At 65.5% G+C, this 16,688-nt stretch carries 30 protein-coding genes; 2 read left to right on the forward strand and 28 right to left on the reverse strand.

Translation table 11 applies throughout. The features are described from left to right. Positions 1 to 30 precede the first annotated feature (30 nt). From rpsK to secY, 7 genes are all read right to left on the reverse strand, one after another. A complete protein-coding gene (gene rpsK, locus ACIP4Y_RS16620; RefSeq protein WP_003956432.1) occupies positions 31 to 435 on the reverse strand; it encodes a 30S ribosomal protein S11 in 405 nt (134 codons plus the stop codon). Between the two features lie 65 nt (positions 436 to 500). Continuing rightward, positions 501 to 881, reverse strand: coding sequence for a 30S ribosomal protein S13 (rpsM, locus tag ACIP4Y_RS16625; protein WP_014674386.1), 381 nt, complete (start codon positions 879 to 881; stop codon positions 501 to 503). A gap of 192 nt (positions 882 to 1,073) precedes the next feature. Continuing rightward, positions 1,074 to 1,187, reverse strand: a complete 114-nt coding sequence (gene rpmJ / locus ACIP4Y_RS16630) for a 50S ribosomal protein L36 (RefSeq protein ID WP_003998809.1) — start codon at positions 1,185 to 1,187, stop codon at positions 1,074 to 1,076. A gap of 60 nt (positions 1,188 to 1,247) precedes the next feature. Beyond that, positions 1,248 to 1,469, reverse strand: a complete 222-nt coding sequence (gene infA, locus ACIP4Y_RS16635; protein ID WP_003948620.1) for a translation initiation factor IF-1 — start codon at positions 1,467 to 1,469, stop codon at positions 1,248 to 1,250. A gap of 258 nt (positions 1,470 to 1,727) precedes the next feature. Continuing rightward, positions 1,728 to 2,564 (reverse strand): type I methionyl aminopeptidase, encoded by an 837-nt coding sequence (gene map / locus ACIP4Y_RS16640; RefSeq protein WP_401393461.1) that lies wholly within the window; start codon positions 2,562 to 2,564, stop codon positions 1,728 to 1,730. Positions 2,565 to 2,662: 98 nt separating this feature from the next. Beyond that, entirely contained in the window at positions 2,663 to 3,328 is a 666-nt protein-coding gene (locus tag ACIP4Y_RS16645) for an adenylate kinase (protein WP_401393464.1), read from the reverse strand. After that, on the reverse strand, positions 3,328 to 4,641 hold the full coding sequence (gene secY, locus ACIP4Y_RS16650; protein ID WP_401393467.1) for a preprotein translocase subunit SecY: 1,314 nt from the start codon (positions 4,639 to 4,641) through the stop codon (positions 3,328 to 3,330). The genes ACIP4Y_RS16645 and secY overlap by 1 nt, the downstream gene beginning before the upstream one ends. A 554-nt stretch (positions 4,642 to 5,195) precedes the next feature. On the opposite strand from secY, the gene ACIP4Y_RS16655 reads away from it, so the two are divergent. Both ACIP4Y_RS16655 and ACIP4Y_RS16660 read left to right on the forward strand, forming a co-directional pair. Then, on the forward strand, positions 5,196 to 5,615 hold the full coding sequence (locus ACIP4Y_RS16655) for a hypothetical protein (protein ID WP_401393470.1): 420 nt from the start codon (positions 5,196 to 5,198) through the stop codon (positions 5,613 to 5,615). Between the two features lie 358 nt (positions 5,616 to 5,973). Then, complete coding sequence (locus ACIP4Y_RS16660; protein WP_401393473.1) at positions 5,974 to 6,663, forward strand: hypothetical protein; 690 nt, start codon at positions 5,974 to 5,976, stop codon at positions 6,661 to 6,663. 82 nt (positions 6,664 to 6,745) lie between these two features. On the opposite strand, the gene rplO is transcribed toward ACIP4Y_RS16660, so the two are convergent. The 21 genes from rplO to rpsJ all read right to left on the reverse strand — a co-directional run bounded on the left by rplO (position 6,746) and on the right by rpsJ (position 16,518). Then, the gene (gene rplO, locus ACIP4Y_RS16665) at positions 6,746 to 7,201 is read right to left on the reverse strand and encodes a 50S ribosomal protein L15 (protein ID WP_014674382.1); all 456 of its coding nucleotides are present in this window, start codon (positions 7,199 to 7,201) and stop codon (positions 6,746 to 6,748) included. A 2-nt stretch (positions 7,202 to 7,203) separates the two neighbouring features. Next, entirely contained in the window at positions 7,204 to 7,386 is a 183-nt protein-coding gene (gene rpmD, locus ACIP4Y_RS16670) for a 50S ribosomal protein L30 (RefSeq protein WP_003974250.1), read from the reverse strand. Positions 7,387 to 7,388: 2 nt separating this feature from the next. Next, on the reverse strand, positions 7,389 to 7,994 hold the full coding sequence (gene rpsE / locus ACIP4Y_RS16675) for a 30S ribosomal protein S5 (RefSeq protein WP_014674381.1): 606 nt from the start codon (positions 7,992 to 7,994) through the stop codon (positions 7,389 to 7,391). A 36-nt stretch (positions 7,995 to 8,030) separates the two neighbouring features. Then, entirely contained in the window at positions 8,031 to 8,414 is a 384-nt protein-coding gene (rplR, locus tag ACIP4Y_RS16680) for a 50S ribosomal protein L18 (protein WP_358646922.1), read from the reverse strand. 3 nt (positions 8,415 to 8,417) lie between these two features. After that, entirely contained in the window at positions 8,418 to 8,957 is a 540-nt protein-coding gene (gene rplF, locus ACIP4Y_RS16685; RefSeq protein ID WP_030345438.1) for a 50S ribosomal protein L6, read from the reverse strand. Between the two features lie 24 nt (positions 8,958 to 8,981). After that, positions 8,982 to 9,380, reverse strand: a complete 399-nt coding sequence (gene rpsH / locus ACIP4Y_RS16690; protein WP_014674378.1) for a 30S ribosomal protein S8 — start codon at positions 9,378 to 9,380, stop codon at positions 8,982 to 8,984. A 237-nt stretch (positions 9,381 to 9,617) separates the two neighbouring features. Then, positions 9,618 to 9,803: a type Z 30S ribosomal protein S14 gene (locus tag ACIP4Y_RS16695; RefSeq protein WP_003948630.1), complete on the reverse strand. Its 186-nt coding sequence runs from the start codon at positions 9,801 to 9,803 to the stop codon at positions 9,618 to 9,620. A 5-nt stretch (positions 9,804 to 9,808) separates the two neighbouring features. Then, a complete protein-coding gene (gene rplE / locus ACIP4Y_RS16700; protein WP_030345436.1) occupies positions 9,809 to 10,366 on the reverse strand; it encodes a 50S ribosomal protein L5 in 558 nt (185 codons plus the stop codon). Next, complete coding sequence (gene rplX, locus ACIP4Y_RS16705) at positions 10,366 to 10,689, reverse strand: 50S ribosomal protein L24 (protein ID WP_030345434.1); 324 nt, start codon at positions 10,687 to 10,689, stop codon at positions 10,366 to 10,368. The genes rplE and rplX overlap by 1 nt, the downstream gene beginning before the upstream one ends. Before the next feature lie 2 nt (positions 10,690 to 10,691). Next, positions 10,692 to 11,060, reverse strand: coding sequence for a 50S ribosomal protein L14 (gene rplN, locus ACIP4Y_RS16710; protein WP_003998823.1), 369 nt, complete (start codon positions 11,058 to 11,060; stop codon positions 10,692 to 10,694). A gap of 96 nt (positions 11,061 to 11,156) precedes the next feature. Next, complete coding sequence (gene rpsQ / locus ACIP4Y_RS16715; protein ID WP_014674375.1) at positions 11,157 to 11,441, reverse strand: 30S ribosomal protein S17; 285 nt, start codon at positions 11,439 to 11,441, stop codon at positions 11,157 to 11,159. Beyond that, a complete protein-coding gene (rpmC, locus tag ACIP4Y_RS16720; RefSeq protein ID WP_003974259.1) occupies positions 11,441 to 11,665 on the reverse strand; it encodes a 50S ribosomal protein L29 in 225 nt (74 codons plus the stop codon). Before rpmC ends, rpsQ begins: the two co-directional genes overlap by 1 nt. Further along, complete coding sequence (gene rplP / locus ACIP4Y_RS16725; protein WP_009190136.1) at positions 11,665 to 12,084, reverse strand: 50S ribosomal protein L16; 420 nt, start codon at positions 12,082 to 12,084, stop codon at positions 11,665 to 11,667. Before rplP ends, rpmC begins: the two co-directional genes overlap by 1 nt. Before the next feature lie 5 nt (positions 12,085 to 12,089). Beyond that, positions 12,090 to 12,911, reverse strand: coding sequence for a 30S ribosomal protein S3 (gene rpsC / locus ACIP4Y_RS16730; protein ID WP_014674374.1), 822 nt, complete (start codon positions 12,909 to 12,911; stop codon positions 12,090 to 12,092). After that, on the reverse strand, positions 12,911 to 13,258 hold the full coding sequence (gene rplV / locus ACIP4Y_RS16735) for a 50S ribosomal protein L22 (RefSeq protein ID WP_030778516.1): 348 nt from the start codon (positions 13,256 to 13,258) through the stop codon (positions 12,911 to 12,913). The genes rpsC and rplV overlap by 1 nt, the downstream gene beginning before the upstream one ends. Before the next feature lie 43 nt (positions 13,259 to 13,301). Further along, positions 13,302 to 13,583 carry a 30S ribosomal protein S19 gene (gene rpsS, locus ACIP4Y_RS16740; protein WP_095748093.1) on the reverse strand — a complete coding sequence of 94 codons (282 nt, stop codon included), beginning with the start codon at positions 13,581 to 13,583 and terminating at the stop codon, positions 13,302 to 13,304. A gap of 12 nt (positions 13,584 to 13,595) precedes the next feature. Beyond that, complete coding sequence (rplB, locus tag ACIP4Y_RS16745; protein WP_030601203.1) at positions 13,596 to 14,432, reverse strand: 50S ribosomal protein L2; 837 nt, start codon at positions 14,430 to 14,432, stop codon at positions 13,596 to 13,598. A gap of 38 nt (positions 14,433 to 14,470) precedes the next feature. Continuing rightward, positions 14,471 to 14,890 carry a 50S ribosomal protein L23 gene (rplW, locus tag ACIP4Y_RS16750; protein ID WP_030601206.1) on the reverse strand — a complete coding sequence of 140 codons (420 nt, stop codon included), beginning with the start codon at positions 14,888 to 14,890 and terminating at the stop codon, positions 14,471 to 14,473. Then, positions 14,890 to 15,540, reverse strand: a complete 651-nt coding sequence (gene rplD, locus ACIP4Y_RS16755; RefSeq protein WP_189750914.1) for a 50S ribosomal protein L4 — start codon at positions 15,538 to 15,540, stop codon at positions 14,890 to 14,892. The genes rplW and rplD overlap by 1 nt, the downstream gene beginning before the upstream one ends. A gap of 8 nt (positions 15,541 to 15,548) precedes the next feature. Continuing rightward, positions 15,549 to 16,193 (reverse strand): 50S ribosomal protein L3, encoded by a 645-nt coding sequence (gene rplC, locus ACIP4Y_RS16760; RefSeq protein WP_014674369.1) that lies wholly within the window; start codon positions 16,191 to 16,193, stop codon positions 15,549 to 15,551. A gap of 16 nt (positions 16,194 to 16,209) precedes the next feature. After that, a complete protein-coding gene (rpsJ, locus tag ACIP4Y_RS16765; RefSeq protein WP_003948644.1) occupies positions 16,210 to 16,518 on the reverse strand; it encodes a 30S ribosomal protein S10 in 309 nt (102 codons plus the stop codon). Positions 16,519 to 16,688 lie beyond the last annotated feature (170 nt).

Below are 16,688 nucleotides of genomic sequence, written 5' to 3' on the forward strand. Positions count from 1 at the left end.
CGCCCGGAAAACCCTGAAGCAGCCGGTGCGTCAGACGCGGCGGCGCTTCGGCGGGCGGCAGCCGTTGTGCGGGGTCGGGGTGACGTCCTGGATGGAGCCGACCTCGAGGCCCGTGGCCTGCAGGGAGCGGATCGCGGTCTCACGACCGGAACCCGGGCCCTTCACGAACACGTCGACCTTGCGCATGCCGTGCTCCTGGGCGCGGCGGGCAGCCGACTCGGCGGCCATCTGCGCGGCGAACGGCGTGGACTTCCGGGAGCCCTTGAAGCCGACGTGGCCGGCGGAGGCCCAGGAGATCACGTTGCCGGACGGGTCCGTGATGGAGACGATCGTGTTGTTGAACGTGCTCTTGATGTGCGCGTGGCCGTGAGCGACGTTCTTCTTTTCCTTGCGGCGCACCTTCTTGGCAGCGCCCTGACGTCCCTTGGGGGGCATCTACTAACTCCTACGGGAGGTGGTCGGTCCTACAGCGAAGACCGTGGACAGGTGTCCGCTGCGGACTACTTCTTGCCCGGCTTCTTCTTGCCGGCGATGGCGCGACGCGGCCCCTTGCGGGTGCGAGCGTTGGTGCTGGTGCGCTGACCGCGGACGGGCAGACCGCGACGGTGACGGAGACCCTGGTAGGTACCGATCTCGACCTTGCGGCGGATGTCGGCCTGGATCTCGCGACGGAGGTCACCCTCGGTCTTGATGTTGTTGTCGACGTACTCGCGGATCGCGACCAGCTGCTCTTCGCTCAGGTCACGAACACGAGTGTTCGGGTCGACGCCGGTCGCAGCCAGCGTCTCCTTCGAGAGGGTCCGGCCGATGCCGAACACGTAGGTGAGGGCGATCTCCACGCGCTTGTCGCGCGGGATGTCGACACCGGAAACGCGTGCCATTCAATGGCTCCTGGTGAATCTTCGGAGGTCTTCCACAGAACCGGCTCCCGGCCGCCGTACCAGGTACGAACCGGGTCCCCGGCCTCCGAACCGGGGGTGTCGAGCTGGATGGCTCGGGTTCTGCGTATGAACATATTCAGCTCGCGTCGCGCGAAACTCTGCGATAGAGGTGCAGAGGGTGATGGTCGTGCGTCAGCCCTGGCGCTGCTTGTGGCGCGGGTTCTCGCAGATGACCATGACCCGGCCGTGACGGCGGATCACCCTGCACTTGTCGCAGATCTTCTTGACGCTCGGCTTGACCTTCATGGGGTGAGGTTCTCCGGGTCAGTGCCATCGCACCGGGCGGGCCCGGGGCGCGGGCAAGATCTACTTGTACCGGTAGACGATCCGGCCACGGGTCAGGTCGTACGGAGACAGCTCCACCACGACCCGGTCGTCAGGGAGGATGCGGATGTAGTGCATACGCATCTTGCCGCTGATGTGTGCCAGGACCTGGTGGCCGTTCTGGAGCTCGACCTTGAACATGGCGTTCGGCAGAGACTCGACGACAGTGCCCTCGATCTCGATGGCACCTTGCTTCTTGGCCACGCTTCGCCCTTCGAATCGACTACCTTGATCGACTCTCCGGCGATCCCTGGGATTCCCTTGCGGGAGCATGCGGACATGCGGGTGCACGAGAGCCGACGAGTCAGTCTACGTCGGCGCACCCCGAAAGGCGAATCGAGGAAGTCTGCCCTACGGGGGAGATCGTTAAGCGAGCGGGACCCCATCCCTGACACGCCTGCGGTCACCGGGGCCACTGCCGTCGGGCGAGTGGGTCCGGCACCGATGTGATCCCGTCCGCGGTCAGGCGAGCGGGTCCGGTGCCGCCGTGATGCCGTACTCGGCGAGCTTGGCCTTGCCGCCGTCCGGGGCCGTCAGGACCAGGGGGCCCTGGTCGGTGAGGGCGACGGAGTGCTCCCAGTGGGAGGACCAGGTGCCGTCCGTCGTGATGACCGTCCAGTCGTCCGACAGGACCTCGGTGCGCGGGGTGCCGAGCGAGACCATCGGCTCGATCGCGAGGCAGAAGCCGGGCACCAGCTTGGGGCCCTTGCCGCGGCGGCGGTCGACGTAGTTCAGCAGGTGCGGGTCCATGTGCATCTCGGTGCCGATGCCGTGGCCGCCGTAGTCCTCGATGATCCCGTACCGGCCGCCGCCCGGCTTGGGCTGGCGGCGGATGTACGTCTCGATCGCCCGGGAGACGTCGACCAGGCGATTGCCCTGCTTCATGGCCGCGATGCCGGCCCACATCGACTCCTCCGTCACCCGGGAGAGCTCGATCAGCTCCGGGGAGTGGCCGGAGCCGACGAAGGCGGTGTAGGCCGCGTCGCCGTGCCAGCCGTCGACGATCGCGCCGCAGTCGATGGAGATGATGTCGCCGTCCTTGAGGACGACGTCGTCGGAGGGGATGCCGTGGACGACCACGTCGTTCACGGAGGTGCAGATGGTGGCGGGGAAGCCGCCGTAGCCCAGGAAGTTCGACTTCGCGCCGTGCTCGGCGAGGACCTTGCGGGCCACCTCGTCCAGGTCCTTGGTGGTGGCACCCGGCACCGCGGCCTCCCGCGTGGCCGCGTGGATGGCCGCTACGACCAGGCCCGCCGCCCGCATCTTCGCGATCTGCTCGGGGGTCTTGATCTGCACCATGGGGGCCTGCGCTCTCCGTCACTCACGTCGACTGGGGTACCTGTACAACAGTACGGCCGCGGCGCCCGGGCAGGCACCGCGGCCGGAAGGACCGCGAACTACTTGTTCTCGGCCTTCTCGCGCTTGAGGGCCTCAAGCGCCCGCTGCGTGATCTCGTCCACCGGGCCCAGGGAGGAGATCGTCACGACCAGGCCCTGCGCCTTGTAGTAGTCGATGATCGGCTCGGTCTGCGTGTGGTAGACCTCCAGCCGCTTGCGCACCGTCTCCTCGGAGTCGTCGTCGCGCTGGTACAGCTCGCCGCCGCAGACGTCGCAGACGCCCTCCTGCTTCGGCTTGCTGTACGTCACGTGGAAGACGTGGGAGGAGTCGTTCCGGCAGATGCGCCGGCCGGCGATGCGCTTGACGACCTCGTCCTCGGGGACCTCCAGGTCCAGGACGGCGTCCAGCGTGATGTTCTCGGTCTGCAGCAGCTCGTCCAGCGCCTCGGCCTGCGAGACGTTCCGCGGGAAGCCGTCCAGCAGGAAGCCGTTCTCCGCGTCCGGCTGCTCCATGCGGTCCTTGGCCATCGCGATGGTCACCTCGTCGGGGACGAGGTTGCCGGCGTCCATGTAGGACTTCGCGAGCCTGCCCAGCTCGGTCTGCTGGCTGATGTTGGCCCGGAACAGGTCGCCCGTGGAGATGTGCGGGATGACCAGCTTCTCTGCGAGCCGGACGGCTTGCGTTCCCTTACCGGCACCCGGCGGCCCGACGAGGACGATACGCATCAGCGGAGGAACCCTTCGTAATTGCGCTGCTGGAGCTGGCTCTCGATCTGCTTCACCGTCTCGAGGCCGACACCCACGATGATGAGGATGCTGGTCCCGCCGAACGGGAAGTTCTGGCTTGCCCCAAAGCCCACCAACGCCATTGTCGGTACGAGAGCGATCAGACCCAGATACAGCGAACCCGGCCAGGTGATCCGGTTGAGCACGTAGCTCAGGTACTCAGCGGTCGGTCGGCCAGCCCGGATGCCCGGGATGAAGCCACCATACTTCTTCATGTTGTCGGCGACTTCCTCGGGGTTGAAGGAGATCGCCACGTAGAAGAACGCGAAGAAAACGATGAGCAAGAAGTACGTAGTGATGTAAATCGGGTGGTCGCCCTTGGTGAGGTTCGCCTCGATCCAGGTCTTCCACTCCGACTTGCCCCCCGCGAACTGCGCCACCAGCGCCGGAATGTAGAGCAGCGAGGAGGCGAAGATGACGGGAATCACACCGGCCTGGTTCACCTTGAGCGGGATGTACGTGGACGTACCGCCGTAGGACCGGCGCCCGATCATGCGCTTCGCGTACTGCACCGGGATGCGGCGCTGGGCCTGCTCGACGAAGACGACGAGCGCGACCATGACCAGGCCCACCGCGATGACGGTGCCGAACTCGATCCAGCCGCCGGCCAGCGTGCCCTGCTTCTTGATGGCCCACAGCGCGGACGGGAAGGTCGCGGCGATCGAGATGAACATCAGGATCGACATGCCGTTGCCGATGCCGCGGTCGGTGACCAGCTCGCCGAGCCACATCACGACGGCGGTACCCGCGGTCATGCAGATGACCATGGTGATGGTGGTGAAGATCGCCTGGTCGGGAACGATCTGGTTCGCCACCGAGCAGGTGCCGAAGAGTGCACCGCTGCGGGCGGTGGCCACCAGGCCGGTGCCCTGAAGGATGGCCAGCGCCACGGTCAGGTAGCGCGTGTACTGGGTGATCTTGGCGGTGCCGGCCTGTCCCTCCTTCTTGAGGGCTTCCAGGCGCGGGATCACGACCGTCAGCAACTGCAGGATGATGCTGGCCGTGATGTACGGCATGATCCCGAGCGCGAAGATCGTGATCTGCAGCAGCGCTCCACCACTGAACATGTTGACCAGCCCGAAGAGGCCCTGGTTACCGGAGGCCTCCCGGACACACTGCTGCACGTTCTTGTAGTTGACGCCCGGGATCGGGATGTGGGTACCGACCCGGTAGACCACGATGATGCCCAGCGTGAACAGCAGCTTCTTGCGCAGGTCGGGCGTCCTGAACGCCCGGGCGAACGCGGTGAGCACGGTGCCTCCTGCGACCCCCGCGTATGCGCGTGAGGTGACGACTATGTGGGGTTGATGACCTGTGGAACGAGGTTACGGCATGCCAAGACAGCGCTGGATGCCAGTCGCCACAGCCTACCTATATCAGGGCGCCGTCGAAACGCCGACGGATGGCCCGGCAGCGACACGCATCTCCTCCGGCGACCCGTCATCGCCGCTGCGGCGACGAGCCTGCCGCCGACTGCGACGTCGGCGGTAGCGCCATGGACCCCGCCGCGAGCCGGATCGCCGGTTCTGGAATCTCCTACTCCGGTCACCGGATCGCGCTTTGCATCCTCGTGCGCCTGTCATCTCTTCAGATGATTCGATAATCAACCGTCTTGCACCCCTCAGCCGTAGTGTGAAGTGCACTACCGGGGCACGTACCACGGTTCGCCAGTCGGCAGCAATTCCATTTCGGATTGCCGCCGCCTTTCGGCCACCCCCTGTCACTCCTCAACGCCATAAAGGCGTTGACAGGTTCAAGGCAAGGGTCATACGATCACCGGCGACCACGACACAAAAAGGGGGAATAAATGGCGAAGGTACGTCTGGTTGCTACTGCTGCAGCCACCGCCGTTACCGGGATCGCGATGGCCATGACGTTTACGTCACCTGCCATTGCCCGTACGGGGGACGGAAAGTGCGAGAAGACCGAACTCTGCGTGTACGACTCCTACGGTGAAAAGACCGACGAGGGCTACTACGACCTCAGGGGTGGACACAAGAACTTCCACGGAATGTACTGGTTCCGTGGCGATCACGGCTACATCGGCGATGACATCAGCTCTGTCAAGGCGGGGTCGAACCCTGACTGCGAGGGCTGGACCATCTGGAAGAACGTGAACTACACGGGTTACAGCTTCCACATCGCCAAGGGTGTGAAGTTCGACTTCACGGGTGGCTACGCCTGGATGTACAACGAGGCGTCGTCCCTCTCCAAGTGGCGCTGTTGATTTCGGCTGGTGCTGAGAACCAAATGCCATGAACGAGTGCCGGTCCTTCGGGGCCGGCACTCAGCCGTCTCAGGGGGCAGCTGAAGCCGGAATGAAGAATTTCACTCAGTACAGCATGAGCACTCTTGCGCTCGCTGCAGCGCTGGTCGCCTGCTCGACAGCAGGGAACGGTACGGAGAAGCACAGTCGGCCCGAGCCCGCGAGCATCGACGGGAAGACGGGACACATCAACCGGCCGCTGGACAGATACTTCCTGTCGCCACGTGACGTTCTCCAAATCAGGAGAGCAGAAGTATCTCTGACCAATCGATGTCTGCGCGATCTTGGTTATGCAAGTCGCCCACTTCCGATGCCTCGGATGGAGCACGAGGAGTCGAATCGTTCGGAGTTCCTGGTGTTCCCTCTGTCACAGGTCAGAAAAGAAGGCTACAAAGTCACCCGCAAGGCGCCCCCGTCAGCAACCGACTGGAGTCGTCGCGCTACGCGTACACAGCGTGGAATACTGGACGGAAGCCTGGGACACTACAAAGGTAAGGCCGTCCCCAAAGGCGGCTGCTCGGCATTCGCGGCCCAGACTCTCATGAAGGGAACGAAGCCCCACCGCATTCGGATCGAGGGCATGTCGATCACCCATGATGCGAGTGCAACACCAGATGGGATCATCGACACCGTGTTGAGCGTCATGCGGTACTCCACCGCCGTGAAATCCGACAGCGATGAAAGAGTCAAGGGCGTCAAGGGGAAGTGGTCTTCCTGCATGCGGAAAGCAGGGTTTCAGTACGCATCTCCGCAGGCGGCGGCCAATGACAGTCGGTGGTCCAAAGGAAACGTGCCGACGAGGCTGGAGACATCTGTCGCGGTAGCGGACATGCAATGCAAGAAGAAAGTTCGCTACCTGGACACCCTGGTGGACGTTCAATCCGAGTACGAGCGGAACGCGATAGCAGAGCAGTCGGCGACTCTCGCTTCGCTTCAGTCAGACGCGAAGGTATGGCTGTCCAACGCCAAGGATGAAGTGAATAAACAGCCAGCGACAAAGCGCGACTGAGGTCGGCCGGTACACGCTGCACACATGAACAAGTAGAGCCGCCCCCGCGGTAACGCGGGAGCGGCTCTACTCAGGAACTAGCTCAGACGAGCTCGGTGACCGTACCGCCGGCGGCGGTGATCTTCTCCTTGGCGGAGCCGGAGACGGCGTCGACCGTCACCTGCAGCGCCACGGAGATCTCGCCCTGGCCGAGGACCTTGACGAGGCTGTTCTTGCGAACGGCACCCTTGGCCACCAGACCCTCGACGGTGACCTCGCCACCCTCGGGGTAGAGCGCGGCCAGCTTGTCGAGGTTGACGACCTGGTACTCGGTCTTGAACGGGTTCTTGAAGCCCTTCAGCTTCGGGAGGCGCATGTGCAGCGGCATCTGGCCACCCTCGAAGCGCTCCGGAACCTGGTAGCGGGCCTTGGTGCCCTTGGTACCACGACCGGCCGTCTTACCCTTCGACGCCTCACCACGACCGACACGGGTCTTGGCGGTCTTGGCGCCCGGGGCGGGACGGAGGTTGTGGATCTTGAGCGGGTTCTGCTCCGCCATGATCAGTCGACCTCCTCGACCGTCACGAGGTGGCGGACGGTGTGCACCATGCCGCGGAACTCGGGGCGGTCCTCCTTGACGACCTGCGTGTTGATGCCCTTGAGACCAAGGGAGCGCAGGGTGTCGCGGTGGTTCTGCTTGCTGCCGATGTAGGACTTGACCTGCGTGATCTTGAGCTGCGCCATGATTACGCACCCACCCCGGCACGCGCACGCAGCAGGGCCGCGGGAGCGACGTCCTCGAGCGGCAGACCACGGCGGGCCGCGATCTCCTCGGGACGCTGCAGACCCTTCAGGGCCTCCACGGTCGCGTGCACGATGTTGATGGCGTTGTCGGAGCCGAGCGACTTCGACAGCACGTCGTGGATACCGGCGCACTCGAGCACGGCACGCACCGGACCACCGGCGATAACACCGGTACCCGGGGACGCGGGCTTGAGCAGCACGACGCCGGCAGCCTTCTCACCCTGGATGGGGTGGGGGATGGTGCCCTGGATCCGGGGGACCTTGAAGAAGTGCTTCTTGGCCTCCTCAACGCCCTTGGCGATGGCGGCCGGCACCTCCTTGGCCTTGCCGTATCCGACACCCACGGTGCCGTCACCGTCGCCCACCACGACCAGCGCGGTGAAGCTGAAGCGACGACCACCCTTCACAACCTTGGCGACGCGGTTGATCGCGACGACGCGCTCGACGTACGCGGTCTTCTCGGCGGCAGCAGCGCCGCCGTCACGGCCCTTCCGGTCCCGCCGCTCGCCGCCACCGGCACCGCTTCCGCGGCGCTGGGGTCCAGCCATTGGATTACCTCTCTCTTTCCGCTAGCTACAAGCGGCTCAGAACTTGAGCCCGGCTTCGCGGGCGGCGTCCGCCAGGGCGGCGATGCGCCCGGCGTACTGGTTGCCACCACGGTCGAACACGACGGCCTCGACACCGGCGGCCTTGGCACGCTCGGCGACCAGGGCGCCGACCTGCTTGGCCTGCGCGGACTTGTCGCCCTCGCCACCGCGGATCGACGCGTCCAGGGTGGACGCCGACGCCAGGGTGTGGCCCTTCAGGTCGTCGATCACCTGCGCCACGATGTGGCGGTTGGAGCGGGTCACGACCAGACGGGGACGCTCCGCCGTACCGGAAAGGTTCTTGCGGATCCGGATGTGACGGCGCTTGATCGCGGCGCGCTTGTAGGCGTCGCCCTTGAGGATCTTCTGCCCGTATGCCATGGCTTACTTACCCGCCTTTCCGACCTTGCGGCGGATGACTTCGCCCTCGTACTTGACGCCCTTGGCCTTGTACGGGTCGGGCTTGCGCAGCTTGCGGATGTTGGCCGCAACCTCGCCGACCTTCTGCTTGTCGATGCCCTCGACCGAGAAACGGGTCGGGGTCTCCACCTTGAAGGTGATCCCCTCGGGGGCCTCGACGACGATCGGGTGGCTGTAACCGAGAGCGAACTCCAGGTTCGAACCCTTGGCGGTCACTCGGTAACCGACACCGCTGATCTCGAGCTTCTTCACGTAACCCTGGGTCACGCCGGTGATCATGTTCGCCACCAGCGTGCGGGAGAGGCCGTGCAGGGCCTTGCTCTGACGCTCGTCGTTCGGGCGCAGCACCTGGAGGGTGCCGTCCTCGCCCTTAGCGATGTCGATCGGCGCGGCAACGGTGTGGGTCAGCGAGCCCTTGGGGCCCTTGACCGAAACCGTACGGCCGTCGATGGTGACGTCCACGCCGGCGGGAACCGCGATGGGGAGCTTGCCGATGCGCGACATAGCTGTTTCCTCCGTTCCCTTCTGCTACCAGACGTAGGCGAGGACTTCCCCACCCACGCCCTTCTTGCCGGCCTGCTTGTCGGTGAGGAGCCCGTGCGACGTGGAGATGATCGCCACGCCCAGGCCGCCGAGCACCTTCGGCAGGTTGGTGGACTTCGCGTACACCCGGAGACCGGGCTTGGAGATCCGCTTGATGCCCGCGATGGAGCGCTCACGGTTGGGGCCGAACTTCAGCTCCAGGACGAGGTTCTTGCCGACCTCGGCGTCCTCGACCTTCCAGCCCGTGATGAAGCCCTCCTGCTGGAGGATCTCCGCGATGTGAGACTTGATCTTGGAGTGCGGCATCGACACCGAGTCGTGGTACGCCGAGTTCGCGTTCCGCAGACGCGTCAGCATGTCTGCGATCGGATCAGTCATGGTCATGAATTGGCCTGTGGCCTTTCTCGCCGGGGTTTCCTATATGCGCCATCCCTCTCCCCGTACATGGACGGGACGGGTGCGGCGCGGGGACCTACGGCGTAGTAAGCAATTACTAGCGGACGCTGTCCGCGGGCGTTCAGGGCGGCAGAGGCCCAACCCTCCTAGCCTAAGCCATGAGGGCGGGAGCCCCTGCCGTCCCGGTTGCTTACCGAGAGGTCCAGGAATCCCTAAAAGTGGGGATTACCAGGAGCTCTTGGTCACGCCCGGCAGCTCGCCACGGTGAGCCATCTCACGAAGGCACACGCGGCAGAGGCCGAACTTGCGGTAAACGGAGTGCGGACGACCGCAGCGCTGGCAGCGGGTGTAGCCACGCACACCGAACTTGGGCTTGCGAGCAGCCTTCGCGATGAGAGCCTTCTTCGCCATCTCGCTCACGCCTCCTTGAACGGGAAGCCGAGGTGACGGAGAAGGGCACGGCCCTCTTCGTCGTTGGTCGCCGTGGTCACCACGGTGATGTCCATACCCCGGACGCGGTCGATCTTGTCCTGGTCGATCTCGTGGAACATGACCTGCTCCGTGAGACCGAAGGTGTAGTTGCCACGGCCGTCGAACTGCTTGGGGGACAGGCCGCGGAAGTCGCGGATGCGCGGGAGCGCGAGCGACAGGGTGCGGTCCAGGAACTCCCACATGCGGTCGCCACGGAGCGTGACGTGGGCACCGATCGGCTGGCCCTCACGCAGCTTGAACTGCGCGATGGACTTGCGGGCCTTGGTGACGGCCGGCTTCTGACCGGTGATGGTGGTCAGGTCGCGGATCGCGCCCTCGATCAGCTTCGAGTCACGGGCGGCGTCGCCGACACCCATGTTGACCACGATCTTGACGAGGCCGGGAACCTGCATGACGTTCTCGTACTTGAACTCGTCACGCAGCTTGCCCGCGATCTCCTCGCGGTACTTCTGCTTCAGACGCGGAGTGGTGGTGGTAGCCATCAGATGTCCTCACCCGTCCGCTTGGCAACGCGGATCTTGTTGCCCTCTTCGTCGAAGCGGTAGCCGACACGCGTGACGACCTTCTGACCGTCCTTCTCCACGACCAGCTGAACGTTGGACACGTGGATGGGGGCCTCGGTCGTCACGATGCCGCCGGCCTGGGAACCGCTGGCGGTCGGACCGGCCTTGGTGTGCTTCTTGACCCGGTTGACACCCTCGACCAGGACACGGTCCTCGCGGGGGTAGGCCGCGATGACCTTGCCCTGCTTGCCCTTGTCCTTGCCGGTGATGACCTGGACCAGGTCGCCCTTCTTGATCTTCATGCTTACAGCACCTCCGGCGCGAGCGAGATGATCTTCATGAACTTCTTCTCGCGCAGCTCACGGCCGACCGGGCCGAAGATGCGGGTGCCGCGAGGGTCGCCGTCGTTCTTCAGAATGACGGCGGCGTTCTCGTCGAAGCGGATGTACGAGCCGTCCGGACGGCGGCGCTCCTTGACGGTGCGAACGATGACCGCCTTGACGACGTCACCCTTCTTCACGTTGCCACCGGGGATCGCGTCCTTGACGGTGGCGACGATGACGTCACCGATGCCCGCGTAGCGGCGACCGGAGCCACCGAGCACACGGATGCAAAGGATCTCCTTCGCACCAGTGTTGTCGGCGACACGCAGTCGCGACTCCTGCTGGATCACGTCTATCTCCTGATCGTCTGCCGGTTCCCCGGGGGCCGCCTCTCAGCGGCCCCCGGAGCCTGGCGGAACTGACCTGCGGGGTTTGCCCCGCAGGAATTACTTGGCCTTCTCGAGGATCTCGACGACGCGCCAGCGCTTCGTCGCGGACAGCGGCCGGGTCTCCATGAGGAGGACGCGGTCGCCGACGCCCGCAGCGTTCTGCTCGTCGTGGGCCTTGAGCTTGTTCGTACGGCGGATGACCTTGCCGTACAGCGCGTGCTTCACACGGTCCTCGACGGCGACGACGACGGTCTTGTCCATCTTGTCGCTGACGACCAGACCCTCACGGGTCTTGCGGAAGCCTCGGGCTTCGGTGTTCTCAGTCACGTTGCTCTCGCTCATCAGGCGCTCTCCACCGTCTCGATGCCCAGCTCGCGCTCACGCATCAGGGTGTAGATCCGCGCGATGTCCTTGCGGACGGCCTTCAGCCGACCGTGGTTCTCGAGCTGACCCGTCGCCGCCTGGAAGCGGAGGTTGAACAGCTCTTCCTTGGCCTCGCGGAGCTTCGCCAGAAGCTCCTCGTTGCCCAGCTCGCGCAGCTCGGACGCCTTGGTACCGGCCGACATCACGCTTCACCTGCCTCGCGCTTGACGATCCGGCACTTCATCGGCAGCTTGTGGGCCGCACGCGTGAGCGCCTCACGGGCGATCTTCTCGTTGGGGTACGACAGCTCGAACATCACACGTCCGGGCTTGACGTTGGCGATCCACCACTCCGGAGAACCCTTACCGGAACCCATGCGGGTCTCGGCCGGCTTCTTGGTGAGGGGACGGTCCGGGTAGATGTTGATCCAGACCTTGCCGCCACGCTTGATGTGGCGGGTCATCGCGATACGAGCCGCCTCGATCTGGCGGTTCGTCACGTAGGCCGGGGTCAGCGCCTGGATGCCGTACTCGCCGAACGCAACCTGCGTTCCACCCTTGGACATACCGTTGCGCTTCGGGTGGTGCTGCTTGCGGTGCTTGACCCTACGGGGGATCAGCATGACGGTCAGGCCTCCGTTCCGGTGCTCTCAGCCGGAGCGGCGGCGGGAGCCTCGGCCTTGGGGGCCTCGGCACCGGCAGCCTGCTGCGGCTTGCGACCGCGCCGCTCGCCACCGCGGCCACCACGGGCCGGGCGGTCGGCGCCACCGCGGGCCGGGCGGTTACCCGCACGGGCGGCAGCGTTCTCGGCGCGGACCTCGGCGATGTTCTTGACGTCGCCCTTGTAGATCCAGACCTTCACACCGATGCGGCCGAAGGTCGTCTTGGCCTCGAAGAAGCCGTAGTCCACGTTCGCACGGAGCGTGTGCAGGGGCACACGGCCCTCGCGGTAGAACTCCGAGCGGGACATCTCGGCGCCGCCGAGGCGGCCACCGCACTGGATCTTGATGCCCTTGGCGCCGGCCTTCATGGCGGACTGCATGCTCTTGCGCATGGCCCGACGGAAGGAGACGCGGGAGGAGAGCTGCTCGGCGACGGCCTGGGCCACGAGCTGAGCGTCGGTCTCGGGGTTCTTGACCTCGAGGATGTTCAGCTGGACCTGCTTGCCCGTGAGCTTCTCGAGGTCACCGCGGATGCGGTCGGCCTCGGCGCCACGGCGGCCGATGACGATGCCCGGACGAGCGGTGTGGATGTCCACACGCACGCGGTCACGGGTGCGCTCGATCTCGACCTTGGAGATGCCGGCGCGCTCCATGCCGGACGTCATCATCCGACGGATGGCGACGTCTTCCTTGACGTAGTCCTTGTACAGCTTGTCGGCGTACCAACGCGACTTGAAGTCGGTCGTGACACCGAGCCGGAACCCGTGCGGGTTTACCTTCTGGCCCATTACCGGGTTCCTTCCTTGCTGCTGACGACCACGGTGATGTGGCTGGTCCGCTTGCGGATCCGGTAGGCACGGCCCTGGGCACGCGGACGGAACCGCTTCAGGGTCGGGCCCTCGTCGACGTAGGCCTCGGAAACGAAGAGGCTGTCGACATCGGTGTGGTCGTAGTTGTGCGCGGCGTTGGCAATGGCGCTGTCCAGCACCTTGCCCACCGGCACCGAGGCGGCCTGCGGAGCGAATCGCAGGACGGCCTGGGCCTCCGTGGCGTCCATGCCACGGATGAGGTCCACCACGCGGCGGGCCTTCATGGGCGTGACGCGGATGTACCGCGCCTGGGCCCTGGCTTCCATGGTTGTCCCTTCAGTTACTTACGTGTCTGAATGCGATCCGCTACTAGCGGCGCTTCGACTTCCGGTCTTCCTTGACGTGGCCCCGGAAGGTGCGCGTCGGCGAGAACTCGCCGAGCTTGTGGCCGACCATCGACTCGGTGACGAACACCGGGATGTGGGTCTTGCCGTTGTGCACCGCGATCGTGTGACCGAGCATGGCCGGGACGATCATCGAGCGACGGGACCAGGTCTTGATGACGTTCTTAGAGCCCGCTTCGTTCTGGGCGTCCACCTTCTTGATCAGGTGGTCGTCGACGAAGGGTCCCTTCTTCAAGCTACGAGGCATCTCAACCCGTCCTTAGCGCTTCTTGTTCGTCTTGCGGCGGCGGACGATGTACTTGTTCGACGCCTTCTTGGGCGAACGAGTACGGCCTTCCTTCTTGCCCCACGGGGACACAGGGTGGCGACCACCGGAGGTCCGGCCCTCACCACCACCGTGCGGGTGGTCAACCGGGTTCATGACCACACCACGGACGGTCGGGCGAACGCCCAGCCACCGCTTGCGGCCCGCCTTGCCCCAGTTGATGTTGCTCTGCTCGGCGTTGCCGACCTCGCCGACGGTGGCGCGGCAGCGCACGTCGACCAGGCGGATCTCACCGGACGGCATGCGCAGGTGGGCGTAGGCGCCCTCCTTCGCGAGCAGCTGCACGGAGGCGCCGGCGGAGCGGGCGAACTTGGCACCGCCACCGGGACGGAGCTCGATCGCGTGGATCGTGGTACCGACCGGGATGTTGCGGAGGGCCAGGTTGTTGCCCGGCTTGATGTCGGCCCCGGGACCGTTCTCCACGGTGTCGCCCTGCTGCAGGTTGCGCGGGGCGAGGATGTAGCGCTTCTCGCCGTCGGCGTAGTGCAGCAGCGCGATGCGCGCGGTGCGGTTGGGGTCGTACTCGATGTGCGCGACCTTCGCCGGCACGCCGTCCTTGTCGTGACGACGGAAGTCGATCACTCGGTAGGCGCGCTTGTGTCCGCCACCCTGGTGGCGAACGGTCACACGACCGGCGTTGTTACGGCCGCCCTTGCTGTGCAGGGGACGGACCAGCGACTTCTCCGGCGTGGACCGCGTGACCTCGACGAAGTCGGCAACGCTGGCGCCACGACGGCCCGGCGTAGTCGGCTTGTACTTGCGGATTCCCATTTCTCAGTCCTCGTCCGATATCGGACGATCCGACCCGCTTACGCGGTCGGACCGCCGAAGATGTCGATACGGTCGCCCTCGGCGAGGGTCACGATCGCGCGCTTGCTGCCGGCACGCTGACCGAAGCCGGTCTTCGTGCGCTTGCGCTTGCCCTGGCGGTTGATCGTGTTGACCCCGGTGACCTTGACGTCGAAGACCGCCTGGACGGCCTGCTTGATCTGGGTCTTGTTGGCGTTCGGGTCGACGATGAACGTGTACTTGTTCTCGTCGAGGAGCGCGTAGCTCTTCTCGGAGACGACCGGCTTCAGCAGGACGTCACGGGGGTCCGTGTACGACTTGCTGAGCGGGGTCTCGACGGTGTTCTTGCCCTCGGTGGCGTGGCGACGCGCCTTGGCGACGCGCGCGGCCTTGGCGGCCTTGGCGGCCTTCGAGGCGATAGCGGGGTGACGGATGGCCATCAGACCTCGCTCCCTTCGGTGTCGTTGGCCTTCGGGCCGGCGACGAAGGACTCGAAAGCGGCCTGGGTGAAGACCACGTCGTCCGAGACGAGAACGTCGTACGTGTTCAGCTGGCCCGGCTCCAGGATGTGGACCTGGGGCAGGTTGCGGGCGGACAGCCACGCGGCCTCGTCGGAGCGCTCGGCGACCAGGAGCAGGTTCTTGCGCTCCGAGATCTTGCCGAACAGGCTCTTGGCGGCCTTCGTGGAGATGTCACCCTCGACCACGCCGGAGACGACGTGGATGCGGTTGTGACGCGCCCGGTCGGTGAGGGCACCGCGCAGGGCGGCGGCCTTCATCTTCTTCGGGGTCCGCTGCGAGTAGTCACGCGGCACGGGACCGTGCACGACGCCACCACCGGCGAACTGCGGCGCGCGGGTCGAACCCTGGCGGGCGCGACCGGTGCCCTTCTGGCGGTACGGCTTCTTGCCACCACCACGGACTTCACCGCGGGTCTTGGTCTTGTGCGTGCCCTGACGGGCAGCGGCCAGCTGCGCGACGACGACCTGGTGGATCAGCGGAACGCTGACCTTGGCGTCGAAGATCTCCGCGGGGAGCTCGACGGAACCGGCCTTCTCGCCAGCCGGCGAAAGGATGTCAACAGTGCTCATCGGTTACCTCAGGCCCCCTTGGCCGCGGTGCGGACCAGGACGAGGCCGCCGTTCGGACCGGGAACCGCGCCCTTGATGAGCAGCAGACCCTTCTCCGCGTCAACGGCGTGGACGGTCAGGTTCTGGGTGGTGACCCGCTCGTTGCCCATGCGACCCGCCATGCGGAGGCCCTTGAACACACGGCCCGGGGTGGCACAGCCACCGATGGAACCGGGGGAGCGGTGCTTGCGCTGGGTGCCGTGTCCGGCGCCGAGGCCACGGAAGTTGTGGCGCTTCATGACACCGGCGAAGCCCTTGCCCTTGCTCTTGCCGGTGACGTCGACCTTGACGCCGGCCTCGAACACCTCGGCGGTGATCTCCTGGCCGAGGGTGTACTCGCTGGCGTCAGCGGTACGGATCTCGACGAGGTGGCGGCGCGGGGTGACGTCGGCCTTGGCGAAGTGGCCCTTGAGGGGCTTGTTCACCTTGCGCGGGTCGATCTCGCCGAAGGCGATCTGGACCGACTCGTAGCCGTCGACGTCGTTCGTACGGACCTGGGTCACGACGTTGGGGCCGGCCTTGACGACGGTGACCGGAACAACACGGTTGTTCTCGTCCCACACCTGCGTCATGCCGAGCTTCTCGCCCAGGATGCCCTTGATCTGCTTAGCCATTCTCAGCCCACCAGCCTCAGAGCTTGATCTCGATGTCGACACCGGCCGGGAGGTCGAGTCGCATCAGAGAGTCAACGGTCTTGGGGGTCGGGTCGAGGATGTCGATCAGGCGCTTGTGCGTGCGCATCTCGAAGTGCTCGCGCGAGTCCTTGTACTTGTGCGGCGACTTGATGACGCAGTACACGTTCTTCTCAGTGGGCAGCGGCACCGGGCCCGCGACCGACGCACCAGTGCGAGTCACCGTCTCGACGATCTTCTTCGCCGAGGAGTCGATGACCTCGTGGTCGTAGGCCTTGAGCCGGATGCGGATCTTCTGTCCCGCCATGGCTACTCAGTAGTCCTGTCTCTTCTTACGCTCTGGAACCCGGCGGATTCCGTCTGCTGCCTTCGTTTCTCCGACCCACGCGGTCGGGCGTGTCGCGTTCCCGCTGACACAGATGTCCCTTGTTCGAACATCCCTGCGGGAATGCACACGGCCCTTCCGGAACCGCAAGC

This window comes from Streptomyces sp. NPDC088810 (genome assembly GCF_044750305.1).
GTDB lineage: Bacteria > Actinomycetota > Actinomycetes > Streptomycetales > Streptomycetaceae > Streptomyces.